Raw genomic sequence first — 13,151 nt, 5'->3', positions numbered from 1 at the left:
GACGAAAGGAACTGAATAATACGTCCTAATGCTAAATCGTTATCCATCATATAGCTTTCGCGAAACGGATATCCGGCATGTGGTCTCTCGCCTGCACCATGGTCGTTGGGCAACAGCACCGAAATAAACGATGGTGGATTAATGCCTTTGCTCAACCATTTTTCAGTATATTCGTCAATAAAGATTGATGCTCTGAATTGATCGGGGATAGCTGTATTGTAAGTTGGATATATAGGTGAAGACTTTATGAAAACCGGAGCCGGCACAGGATAATTGACTAAATACCTTTCGCCACCGTATTTAAGCGTCGAGTCGGAATACGATTGAGCAAACTCATGGCTTAATCCGAAATTGTATAACGAAACATTATGTCTATCGAAGTGCTCCCACATAGAACCTGCTTCATTGTAATCCTCGGGATAAATAGCACCCGACGAACCAACAAAAGCGTTAGAACCTGGAGCTCCTTTTATGCGGCGTTGTCCACCGCCATATGAGGCAGGAGCATTTGTTTCGACCCAATGATTCGGATAAGTGCAAGTTAACCACCTGTGACCATCAGCCGAAACATCGGAATCGACGTAGAAATTATCGGAAATTGAGAATTGTTGAGCCAAAGCTTGATGATTCGGCATAACATTAACATTACTAAGCGTTACGGTTTTGCTTCTATTCGAAAAAGTAGCCGACACTCCATAACGAGCCAAAGGTGCATATCCTTTACCCTTTTCGTTTTCGCCAAATACTTCGTCGTAAGTACGGTTTTCTTTAGTTATAAAAACTATGTACTTTATAGGACTTTCTTTCTCACCAGGGTAAAGAGGTATAGGATTTGGCTGTCTCTCAATCTTATTGAAATCAAAATTATTTTCAACAACTTGCTGGGTTAGCTTTTTCAATTCCTTATTTGAAGGCATATCAATAACAGAAACACTACCGTACATCAAGCAGCCTATATAAGCACCGGCAGGCGTAGGTTTAAAATTTTCTCCGCCGTTGGGTCCGCTACCGAAGCCTTTGGCATTGGCAACAACTAATTTCTTATTGTCGGGTGTAACACGAACTTTTGCAGGAAACCAACCTGTAGGAATATGTCCTAACAATTTAAGTCTGTTAGCATCAATAACAGCTACAGCATTAATACCAGCTTCGGCTACAAACAATCGTTTTCCATCGGGCGACATTGCAAGTCCAAAAGGTATTACACCTCTCAAATGAGCCATTCTTTTATCTAAAATAAGAGGTATGTTTTTAACAACCCTTTCAGTTTTAAGGTCGATGACGCTAACAAGGTCATTGTTTCCGTTGCTGACAAAAACGTATTTATCGTTAGCAACTAACGAATTAGGTCCTGAACCTCCCACAGCCGGAATACCTTCAACCATTTCGCCAACTAAAAATCCTGTTTTAATTTTTGATATAACGACAGGTTCTTCTTGCGAAACATCTATAGCCCAAACCGAAAAAGATTCCGGCACATTAGGTTCGCCCAAAGGCGGAACAGTAATACTATCGTTTGCTTTATACCCTTTAATTGATTGTTCGGAAAGATAAGCCGATACAGGTTGTCGCAAGCCCGCTTCTTTGGCATTCTGTGGAGTTATACCTTCCAAACGCTTGTATTCGTACATACCAACATTGGCAACGTATACTTTCGACTCGTCGGGCGAAAGCGTAACGCTAAACGGATATCTACCAACTTTAACACGATTTGTAATTTTTTTATCTTCTAACGAAATTATATTTAGTAAAAAGTTAGCCTGGTCGACAACATAAAGAGTTTTACCATCTTTAGTCATTACCATGTCACCTAAATATCCGCCATTAATTTCCTCACCCATAAAAGGCAGGTCGCAATTAATTGAATCTAGTTTTTTTCCACTACTCAATTCAAAAATAAAAATCTTGTTAGCAATTCCGCCTGACGCGTACAATAATTTGTCGTCGTTGGAAGTAGCCAGACCCATAAACACCGATTCTAAAGCACCTCTGTCGGTGAAATATCCTTCTGGAATTTGATATTGACTTTGCGTTTCCTCATTAATGCCTTTTATTACTGTAATGGAAAAAGGTCTGATACCCGAATTAGCCGTAATGGCAATATTACCATCATTGCTAAGGGCAAGTCCATACGGGTGGGGAGCAGTTATAAACTGCTTGCCGCAAGGTTTAATAATACGCCCATTGGGTATAATAGTTTCGCCGTTTTTATCTATTTGGCAATATTTACTACCTGCAGGAGCGTTGGGATAATTTTTGTCTGATTTATTTGAACAAGAAGATATTGTAGTCAGAATTAACCCAAGTAAAATTGCTTTAAAAATAATTCGTTTCATATTTGATATGTTTTATTTATTTAAGCCACCAAGTTTTTTCTCTTATATTATCGTTGCCCACTCCAAATTGCGACGAAATAGCTGCTGTTACATTTTCAGCATTTAAACGATATTCCGTTTCGGGATACATCCAACGATAAGGTGGTGCAAAATTAGGCAAATGATCTAAATGAGGGTAGCCCGTTCTTAAATGTTCGAAATAACCTAACCATCCACCTTGCAAAAACGTAGTAAGAAATTTTTGAGTAATAATTTTCTCAATTTTTTCATCATTACTGCTTGCAGTTGAAAAATCAACCAATGGATTGGTGAGGTATGTAGCAACTGCGTTATCATCAACGTAAGATGCGTATTCGGGAGCGTTGTCGTAATAAAATTTGAATGAAGCTTTAATTCCATTATCGTAGTACGTTTTAGCATCACCCGATATCCAACCTCTAACAACAGCTTCGGCAAGAATAAATTGAAGTTCGGAATAGCTCAACAAATTGTGCGGCTCAGTAACAGGATTTGTGGTATAACGGAGATTGACTCTAGATGAAAGACCATCAACTGCCTTTCTGTTATTGTAGTCTGGCGATGCAATTGGGTTTCCACCATCGTAACCGTTAAAGTCATCGATAGGTAAACCGCTTTCTTTAGCCTCACGTGTTTGTCCATAGTAAATAAACAACCGAGGGTCTTGTCTATCACGAAGTCGTTTAATCATTGTTGAGTCTGCATATCTGCCCGAACCGTAGTTGCTGTTGTTAAACTCGGTATATCTACTTCCAAGCTGATCTAAGAATGCAATTTGAGCATTATCAGATATAGAGGTAAAAATAGGTTGCGATGCTACTATATTAGCAAAAGTGTTTTTAATGTTAAGGTCGTTGTCGTTTTCTTTTTTCGATAAAGTAATAAGAATTTTAAGACGGAACGAGTTTATCAATTTTTTCCAATTGTCAGGATTCCCTCTGTAAACAATATCTCCTGCAATAGGATTATCGCTAATAAGTTGGTTAGCTTCTTCCAATTCTTTAAGAATTCCGATAAAAACATCTTTTTGCGAATCATATACGGGAGTGTAAATTCCTTCCGATTCTCCTTTAAGAGCCTGCGAATATGGAATATCGCCAAACTGAAGTGTGAGTTTGTAAAAATAGTAGGCTCTAAATAATTTGCCTATTGCTATATAAGATGGGTCTTGAATACGTTCGGCTTCTTCTATCATTTTAGTTACATTTCGCAAATCGTTATAATAGTTAAAATCACCTCTATTCCATTTGTAGTATTGAATTATATCCTCACGGTCGGTCTGTACTATCATATGAGTTGCATACATAGGATTGGCTCCTTCAACCTGAAAAGCATCCCACACAATATTTGTAAGCAACAATTGCGGATGCACTTCTTTAACATTATTGGGGTTTTCGTTGTATTCTTGTAATTTGGTGCAAGATGCAAAGGTTAAAATAATAAGTAAACCTGTTATTGTTATAATTTTATTCATGATTGATATTTTTACGACGTTTATAAATTAATTTTAAAACCTAAGCCCAAGTAACGAGCAGAGGGGTCTTGAAGATTATCGTCGTTGCCATAATCCGGATCAACGATTTTAGCTTTTTTAAGTACAAATAAATTGTATCCAAAAGCGGTAATTTCAATGTGTTTAATGGTTCTGAGATTTAACAAATTGGTAGCATCGTATGTGAGTGAAACCTTACGCAATTTGAAAAACGTACGACTAGGAGTATTGACAAACTCTTTATTTTCTTTTTCGGTAACTCTGGCTCTGAATGGATAGTTCTGGCACCAACTTTGCCAATCTACCGCAGTGGTGTTTTGTTCGAACACGCGTGTATCGGAAATAACATTACCGTCAACGTCCCTGACAAGCTCACCGGAAACTATATTAACTCCGTCGGGAACATAAACAGGGTGTCCGGCAGCATACTCTTCGTCTCTGTACTTTGTTGTGCCTGGGTGTTTACCTCCCCACCACATTCTTTCGAGCGATCTTGAATGAAATATTCCTCCGTAAACTCCGTCAAAATCAACCCCGACAACAAACTTACCAAAAGTTATATTGTTTTGGAATCCAAATCGAAAATCCGGTTCTAAGTGTCCAAACAACTGAGGATATGGGTCTCTAATTGGCAATCCGCTTCCCTTATCCAATATCACTTTTCCATCGGGCGATTTCATCCACGCTGTAGCGTAATAATTGTCAACTCTCTCGTTTAACGAGTAATTACCATATTTTTTTGCATCGCCGTAAATTTCGGTTATACGTTTTACTCGCGTATCAAAACCAAGTGCAATATCCCAACGAGCAGAACTACTCTTTATAGGAGTAGCACCTAAGGTTATTTCGATGCCGTTTGTAGTAAATTCGTTTCCGTTTACTTTATGCGAGTTAAATCCTGAGGTTGGTGAAATTGGCAGGTCAATAATTTGGTTTTTGTCAATAACTCTGTACCAAGTTAAGTCGAGAGTAAGAGTGTTTTTTAAGAAACTAGATGACAAACCGGCTTCATATGAAGTTGAACTTTCAGGTTTTATATTTGGATTTATAATAGCACCTGAGTAATCAACCATTGTCGTGCTACCATAGTTTCCTGCATTATAGTAATATGATGATATTTGATAAGGATTTAAGTCGCTAGATACGTTCGCCCAAGAGCCGTACAATTTTAAATAATCGACAAAGACTGGCATTGTAATCATATTCGATAAAACCGTACTTAACGATACCGAAGGGTAGAAATACGAGTTATGATGTACAGGCAAAGTTGACGACCAGTCGTTACGTGCAGCTAATTTTAGGAAGAATATATCGTATAAGTCAATATCAGCTGTGAGATAAACGCTATTAACAGCTCTTTCCCTCAAGTAATTGCTGGCTTTAACGCTATTTTTGGTATTGTTAAGACTATAAACCCAAGGTACTATCAAACCGTCGGTTGCGTTGTATTCCTGACTGTATCGGCTGTAGTACGAAGCAGCTCCGGCGTTGAATGTAAGGTTTATGTTTTCATTAACAGGTTGACGATACGTTAACAAAATATCATTATCGGCAGTAAGCCAATCGGTATTCCATATTTTGTAATCACCATCGCGAGGATCGCCGTAGTTTAAGTATGACTTAGGACTTTTTCTATCTTCGAATAAATGCTTAGTTATTAATGATGTTTTAGCTTGAAGAATTAAGTTTCTATTTATTTCGTAAGAGAGTCTTAACTGTCCGTTGACGCCGTTTTCATTATACATTTGCGATAATTCGTAAGCAGCAAAATATACGTTGTTGTACCAAGCATAGTTGAAATTAGCCTGACGATAGCCTTCTTGACCGGGTACATACAAATGCTCTTTTAATTCTTCGCCGTTAACATCGTCGCCCATCCAAATAAGTATTGTGTACATGTGGTTTCTCGGACCGTATCCGTAACGAGGATAATTGGGCGAATAGACTTTTCCGTAGGATAATTTAGTATCTAATGTTAAAGCTTGCGTTAGTTTTGAAGTTGAACTAAAGTTTAAACTACCGGTATATAGGCAAGTGTTAGGAACTTGCCCACGCTGGTATGAATAATTTCCCGACATGCGGTACATAAATCTGTTTCCTTTGTGAGCAACCGAAAAGTTGCTAGTTGTTACAACACCCGTACGCATAAAATTTCTAAGGTTGTCGTGATATTCCCAAGGTATTGGAACTCTTGAATATCTTGACTTGTCGTTGTATTTTGTGCCTTCAACATCACCCCACCAAGGAATTGTTTCGCCTGTAAGGCTATCGTAAATAGGACTATTCCATTGAGGCACCATAATACCTGTACCGAATTTAGGACCCCAAATCATGTCGCCATCAGATTTACCACCGTCTTTTCCATCCCAAAACTCGTATTGTCCGTACGAACCATTACCGTACTCGGATTGAGTTTGCGGAAAAGATGCATAGCCCACAGTAAGCATAGTGTTGTTGCTAATGGTAACTTCGGTTCCAGTTACATCGGCGGTTTTGGTAGTAATAAGTATGGCACCATTTCTTCCTCTGGCTCCGTACAAAGCAGATGCAGATGTCCCTTTTAATACGGTAATATTTTCGATATCTTCGGAAGCGATATCAAACATATTGGTTTCAACAGGAACATTATTAACAACAATGAGAGGAGATTTACCACGCAATGAAAATGTTGGCGATTGGAACATTCCCGTTGGGTTATTTACCGCTAATCCGGCAACTTTACCGGTAAGCAGGTTTCCAACGTTTGGAGCTGCAATTTTCTTTATGTCTTCTGTTCTAACTTCTTGAGTTGAATACCCTACCGATTTTTTTGCCTGAGTAATACCCAAGGCTGTAACCACAACTCCTTCCAAGTTTTGCACTTCTTCATTAAGGACAACATCAACTATAAGTTGACCTTTGGATAACTTTCTTTCTTCAGTTGTATATCCTACAAAAGAAAATACAAGTGTAGCAGAAGAAACGTCGTTGATTATTATGGAATAATCTCCGTTTATATCGGAGACACAACCGTTGTACGTTCCTTTTTCTATAATACTAACTCCGGGTATAGTTTGCCCAGTTTGAGCATCTTTTACATTACCCGATATTTTTACTTGACCTATTAAGCCAGTGCTTAGTATTAAAGCAAACAGTAAAATTGTTAATTTTTTAATCATAAATTTATGTAGTTTTATTGGTTAATTTTGATATTAGTAAGTAGTTATTCTACTTTAACTTTGTTGAACACTTCAAGAATTTCCTCAACGTTGCTTGCTTTTTCCAAGCATTTTTCAAATTCGGTTGTATCTTCATACCTTATAAGTATTCCGATATTTAAAATTCTCATCAATTCGTTTTTGTTGAAGTCGTAATTCTTGCCTACACGTCGTGTAAAGTGTTTTTCTAATTTTAAAAGGCTGTTGTAGATAATCGGTTTTTCAACTATTAGTTTTCCCGAAAATGCTCCCGGTGCAGCCTGCGTCTCATAAGTATATTCTTTGTCAATAAGTCTCAATCGACGCGAAATTTCGTCACCAAACTTGTGACTATACAACTCGTCATTCGACACATTTGATAAATACAAGTTTACTTTTGACTTTACATCTTTTAAAATAATGATGTAGTTTTCTTTTTTTTCAACGACTCCTTTTTCGGTATAAGAAAAATTGTCGGATAAAACAAAGTTGTTGCTAATTAGTGCAAACAGTAATAAAAAGGTAATGCTGATTTTTTTCATTTTTGGTAATTATTAATTTTCATTTGCAAAGGTATTTTAGTGTTATTTTGTAAATATTCTCAAATAATTATATAATTATTAATCGTTTGTTATATATATTAAATAACAATAAAACAGTTGACATTATTAGCTTTGCTCACTAATAATACCATCTCCCTACTACGGAAATAATATTTTTATTAATGAAAAAACATATGACTTTTACATAACGAAAATGCACTTTATAAATCGAGAGATATACAAATATATAATGTTACATATGAGCAAATTATATAATAATTACATAAAAAAAGTTCTGCCAAAAAATCTGACAGAACTTTATTAATAGATACTAAATAAACTTAATTAGCTGCTGCTAATTGAAGTTATATCCTGTTAGAATAGACTCTCTACCGGTTGTTTTATCATTAAAATACAGATAATTACTAAAGCCCAAAAATGAACCTTGAATATTAACAACGTTGTTAATACCATAACCCTGAAGAGCTCTAATGGAGTAATAGCTATACCATGAAGTTCTACAATGTATATATACTGTCCTATCTCTTGGGATTTCGTGGTGTCTCTGACGTATTTCGCTAAGCGGAATATTGACTGAACCTTTTACGTGAGATGCTTCGTAAGCCGCTCTTTCTCTGGCATCAATGATATACTCGCCGTTTTCGACAAGTTCGGTAATTTTTGTCATAGGAACTTGCTTGTATTCTCCATTCAGCAAGTTAAGACCAACCATTGCAGCCACATTAACAACATCCTTAGCTGTTCCGAATGGCGGAGCATAACAAAGTTCAAGCTCTTTTAAGTCTTCTAGGTATCCGCCCATTGTTATCATTGTTGCAATAACATCAATACGTTTAGTGGCATTACCCCTACCTATGGCTTGTGCTCCCAATATTCTTCCTGTTGGGTTTTCAAATATTAATTTGAAATGCAAGACTGAAGAATCAGGCAAAAGTTTAACTTTATCGAATGGCAAAATATAAGCTGCCATGTAGTCAATTCCTTGTTTTTGACATTCTTTTTCGTTTAAGCCTGTGGTGGCGGCATTTAAATTAAAAATTCTAATAGCCGAAGACCCTATTACTCCTCTGTTGTTTACAAATCTTCCGAAAATTCCATCAGCTGCCGAACGAGCTTGTCTCTGTGCAGGACCTGCCAACGGAAGTCGTGTTTTCTTTTTGGTAATTGAGTTATGCACTTCTATCGCATCGCCTACTGCGTACACATCGGGTAAATTGGTGCGGAATTTTGCATCAACTTTTATACCACCTGTTTCACCCACTTCAACTCCCGAATCTACAGCCATTTCAATATCAGGTGTAACGCCTATTGCCATTATTACCATGGTTGCTTTAACTTCTCTTCCCGATGCTAAAATAACTTTATCTTTTTCAACCTCTACAACAGAATCGCTAACTATCAAATTAATACCATTGTCGTACAATTCTTTGTGAAGCATTTGCGCAAAATCGTAGTCGAATGAAAGCATTACTTGATCTTGAGCCTCAACTAAGGTTATATTCATGCCCGATTTCTTAAAACACTCGGCAACTTCAACTCCTATAAAACCTCCTCCAACAACAACAACATCCTTAACATTGTTAGCTTTAACAAATTCGTCAATTTTCCTGACATCGTTAACATTTTTAACTATAAAAACATTTTCCCTATCAATACCTTTGATATTTGTGGGCTTTATAGCACGTGCTCCCGGAGATAATATTAAGTAGTCGTAACTTTCTTCATAAACGTTTCCGTTAGTTAAATCTTTAACAATAACCTTGTGTTTATCTGCTTCAATTTTTATAACCTCTTGATTAACTTTGGCTTCTAGGTTAAACATTTTTTTGAACCCCTCGGGTCCGAATAAAACAAGATTGTCCACACAATTGATTTCGCCACTAAAAAAATTTGGCAAGCAACAATTTGAAAATGAAATATTAGGACCTTTGTCTAAAATAAGAATTTCTGCATTTTCGTTTAAACGACGGATACGAGCAGCTGCAGAAGCTCCTCCAGCGACACCGCCTACAACAACGTATTTTTTGTTTTTCATATTAATTTATATTTTTATGTTATTACTGAGAGCAAAGTTAAATTTAGTTTTGTAAAAAAACAATGTTTTATGTTAAATTATATGTAAATTTAACAATTAAATCATAAAAATATAACTGAATTTTGATTGACAATTTAGCATTTGCATATATTTGCACAATAATTAAGGTATTTAATGAGCAAATTTGATAACATTGATTTTAATAGTCTAACACAAGCTGATTTGGTTTACTTGTTGGGATTGAAAGGCAAAGAACAAAAAAAGTTGATAGAAAAAGCAAGAGAAGTCAAGCTTAAAAGTGTTGGCAATATTGTTTATTTGCGTGGTTTGATTGAGTATTCCAACGTGTGTGCTAAAAACTGCCACTACTGCGGCATCAGAAGGGATAATACAACCGACAGCAAATATGTGCTTACGCACGATGAAGTATTGTCTTGTGCAGAGTACGCTTACAGTAAAGGTTTTGGTTCGTTGGCTATACAGTCGGGGGAAATTTCTAATACGAATTTTGTAAATACCGTTGAATCATTTTTAAAAGAGATAAAATTAAAAACCAATGATGGCTTAGGCGTTACTCTTTCGATGGGCGAGCAAAGCGAAGAAGTTTTTAAAAGATGGTTAGACGCCGGAGCTCACAGATATTTGCTACGAGTAGAGACTTCAAACAGAGAACTTTACAAAAAGTTACACCCTAACGACAACCTTCACAACTTCGACAACAGAGTTAATACTTTGAAACTGCTACAAAAGTTAGGTTACAACACAGGTAGCGGTGTTATGATTGGTCTCCCGTTTCAAACATTGGAAGACTTAGCCAACGACTTACTTTTTTTAAAAGAGTTAAATGTTGATATGGTGGGAATGGGACCTTACGTAGAACACGCAAAAACTCCATTGTATAAGTATAAAGGTGAATTGTTGCCCGTTTCTGAAAGATTTGAATTAACAATAAATATGGTGGCTTGTCTCCGATTATTAATGCCAAATATTAATATAGCAGCCACAACAGCTATGCAAGCTATTGTTAAAAACGGCAGAGAACAGGCAATCATTGCAGGGGCTAACGTTATTATGCCCAATATTACACCTTTAAAATATCGCGAAAACTATTTGCTGTACAAAGACAAACCCGGAACAAAAGAGCAAATAGAAGATTCAATAGAAAGTTTGACAAAATCGATTAAGGGTATCGGACACTCTATTGGTTTTAACGAGCGTGGCGATTCTTTGCACTTTAAAATCAGAAACAAAATTATAGGCTAACACGCCAAAATAATTTTCAATTAATTGTATTTGGTTATTTTTGTCCAAATTTTTTCTAATTGAAAACACGCGACCTAACCAAAGGAAACATCTTAAATCAGTTGCTAAAATTAGCACTGCCAATAATGGCTACCGGCTTTATCCAAATGACTTATAATTTGGTAGATATAGCCTGGATAGGACGTTTGGGCAGTCAGTCGGTGGCGGCAGTCGGTTCGTCGGGCATGCTAATGTGGATGCTGACTTCTTTTGGATTGGTTTCAAAAGTAGGCGCCGAAATATCAATAGGGAGAGCTTTAGGAGAAGGCAACCATAAAAGAATGCAAATTTTGGCTTCTCACACAACTATCATTGCGGTAATTATGGGAGTTTTATTTGGAGTAATGTTTTTTACATTCCCCAATTTATTCATTTCTTTCTTTTATCTTGACACATCGATAAACGCTCTAGCCAACAGCTACCTTACCATCATTTCATTCGGTATTCCGTTTATGTTTTTAATACTTAATTTTTCGGGTATTTACATTGGTGGTGGCAGAAGCGATATACCTTTTTATTTTAATGCAAGCGGATTGGTATTGAATATTATACTTGACCCTATTCTGATATTCGGATATTTGGGTTTTCCTGCTCTGGGAGTAGACGGTGCTGCTATTGCAACGGTGATGTCACAAACAGTCGTTTTCACTCTTTTTATAACACATATTAAAGGTAAAAATGGCATATTAGGAAAGACCAAATTACTTATCAGACCTATTAAAAGAGAGATTATTTACATTTTAAAATTGGGTTTTCCTGTAGCTTTGATGAGCGCATATTTTTCTATAATAAGCATGAGTTTAGCTCGAATAGCGTCTATACATGGCGGACACATAGGAGTAACGAGCCAAAGCACAGGCGGACAAATAGAAGGAATAACCTGGAATACTGCTCACGGATTTGCTTCCGCTTTGGGAAGTTTTGTTGCTCAAAATTTTGGAGCTAAGAAAGAGCAAAGGGCAGCAAGAGCTTACATATACACTCTTATCATGTTGGGTGCTTTGGGAATTGTTGTTTCTATTTTATTTATCACCATAGGCGAAAATATCTTTGCACTTTTCATACCCGAAAAAGAGGCATATATCGCCGGAGGCTCATATCTTCTGATTATTGGTATTTCGCAAGTATTTATGATGGTTGAAATAGCAACACAAGGTTTATTTAACGGAATAGGCAAAACTGCTCCGCCAGCTATTATTAGTATAGTCTTTAACACAATACGCATACCGCTCTCCTTAATTTTAGCTTCGGTATGGGGTGTAAATGGAGTTTGGTGGGCTATATCAATTACAACCATTTTCAAAGGTTGCTTATCTCCTTTGTGGATGTTAATCTACTCAAAAAAGAAAAAATTGTTAAGTTATAGTTAGCATTATTATTTTTCCTATTAATTATTGTTAAAACATGGAAAACTGTTTTGGTTTTTTGAGATTTATTTTAGCTTTGCAAAAAAAATTTATGGAAGCTAAGAAAAGAATAATAGATGCGGCTACAACCCTATTCTTGGAAAATGGGGTTAGAAATGTTTCGATGGACGATATAGCACAAAATTTAGGTATTTCGAAACGAACCATTTACGAAACTTTTTCAGATAAGGAAGATTTACTAAAACATGTTTTCGATAACATTAATGCCATCATGTACGAAGAAGCTATAGCTTCTAACCTCAAGTATCATAATGTTTTAGAAACTTTTTTGAGCCACATATACAAACAAAATATAAAGCCTTTTTATAAAGTGCGTTTCATTGAAGATATAAAAAAGTATTACCCCAAAACCTACAATGAAATTCAGTGTACGTACGATAGCATGTACTCGCATATTAAAAATTTTATCAAATTAGGTATAGAACAAGGTGTGTACAGAGACAATATAAACATAGACCTGATTGCGTACATTTTTATCGATAGCTTTTACATTTTCAGTAGAAAGCGTGACCTTGTGAATGTTGATTACACCGAGCATGAGTTATACGTTACAATGGCTGTTAATTTGGTAAGAGGCATTTCAACTCCAAAGGGAATAGAAATAATTGATAACTACGTACAAAACAACTTTAATCAAGAATAACATTAGAACTAATTAAAAGTGATGAATATAAAATCAAATATATTAACCGTTGTAGCCTTAATTTGCAGTTTTTATCATTTGGAAGCGCAAACACCTGCCGATACACTTAAAATAGACCTTGACAAGGCTATTTCCATAGCATTATCCGAAAGTCCTACT

At 36.3% G+C, this 13,151-nt stretch carries 8 protein-coding genes; 3 read left to right on the top strand and 5 right to left on the bottom strand.

Annotation, left to right across the window (positions count from 1 at the left end):
• The 5 genes from PHP31_09025 to PHP31_09005 form a co-directional block, all read right to left on the bottom strand.
• The coding region (locus tag PHP31_09025; GenBank protein MDD3739419.1) for a hypothetical protein at positions 1–2,336 on the bottom strand (2,336 nt) is incomplete at its 3' end.
• Between the two features lie 16 nt (positions 2,337–2,352).
• Complete coding sequence (locus PHP31_09020; protein MDD3739418.1) at positions 2,353–3,828, bottom strand: SusD/RagB family nutrient-binding outer membrane lipoprotein; 1,476 nt, start codon at positions 3,826–3,828, stop codon at positions 2,353–2,355.
• 20 nt (positions 3,829–3,848) lie between these two features.
• Positions 3,849–7,004, bottom strand: a complete 3,156-nt coding sequence (locus PHP31_09015; protein ID MDD3739417.1) for a SusC/RagA family TonB-linked outer membrane protein — start codon at positions 7,002–7,004, stop codon at positions 3,849–3,851.
• Between the two features lie 44 nt (positions 7,005–7,048).
• Complete coding sequence (locus tag PHP31_09010; GenBank protein ID MDD3739416.1) at positions 7,049–7,564, bottom strand: hypothetical protein; 516 nt, start codon at positions 7,562–7,564, stop codon at positions 7,049–7,051.
• Between the two features lie 355 nt (positions 7,565–7,919).
• Positions 7,920–9,620 (bottom strand): FAD-dependent oxidoreductase, encoded by a 1,701-nt coding sequence (locus PHP31_09005; protein ID MDD3739415.1) that lies wholly within the window; start codon positions 9,618–9,620, stop codon positions 7,920–7,922.
• A gap of 174 nt (positions 9,621–9,794) precedes the next feature.
• Between PHP31_09005 and hydE the strand changes: the two genes are divergently transcribed.
• From hydE to PHP31_08990, 3 genes are all read left to right on the top strand, one after another.
• Positions 9,795–10,883, top strand: coding sequence for a [FeFe] hydrogenase H-cluster radical SAM maturase HydE (gene hydE, locus PHP31_09000; protein MDD3739414.1), 1,089 nt, complete (start codon positions 9,795–9,797; stop codon positions 10,881–10,883).
• A gap of 59 nt (positions 10,884–10,942) precedes the next feature.
• Complete coding sequence (locus tag PHP31_08995; GenBank protein ID MDD3739413.1) at positions 10,943–12,292, top strand: MATE family efflux transporter; 1,350 nt, start codon at positions 10,943–10,945, stop codon at positions 12,290–12,292.
• An 88-nt stretch (positions 12,293–12,380) separates the two neighbouring features.
• Positions 12,381–12,992, top strand: coding sequence for a TetR/AcrR family transcriptional regulator (locus PHP31_08990; protein MDD3739412.1), 612 nt, complete (start codon positions 12,381–12,383; stop codon positions 12,990–12,992).
• The last annotated feature ends 159 nt before the right edge of the window (positions 12,993–13,151 follow it).

It is taken from the genome of Lentimicrobiaceae bacterium (assembly GCA_028697555.1).
In the GTDB taxonomy this organism is placed as follows: domain Bacteria; phylum Bacteroidota; class Bacteroidia; order Bacteroidales; family UBA4417; genus UBA4417.
This window is presented reverse-complemented; position numbering and strand designations above follow the sequence as displayed.

Excerpts from the sequence above, each read along its gene's own strand:
- PHP31_09015 (MDD3739417.1), bottom strand. The coding sequence starts at position 7,004 with ATGATTAAAAAATTAACAATTTTACTGTTTGCTTTAATACTAAGCACT.
- hydE (MDD3739414.1), top strand. The coding sequence starts at position 9,795 with ATGAGCAAATTTGATAACATTGATTTTAATAGTCTAACACAAGCTGAT.
- PHP31_09010 (MDD3739416.1), bottom strand. The coding sequence starts at position 7,564 with ATGAAAAAAATCAGCATTACCTTTTTATTACTGTTTGCACTAATTAGC.
- PHP31_08990 (MDD3739412.1), top strand. The coding sequence starts at position 12,381 with ATGGAAGCTAAGAAAAGAATAATAGATGCGGCTACAACCCTATTCTTG.
- PHP31_09020 (MDD3739418.1), bottom strand. The coding sequence starts at position 3,828 with ATGAATAAAATTATAACAATAACAGGTTTACTTATTATTTTAACCTTT.
- PHP31_09005 (MDD3739415.1), bottom strand. The coding sequence starts at position 9,620 with ATGAAAAACAAAAAATACGTTGTTGTAGGCGGTGTCGCTGGAGGAGCT.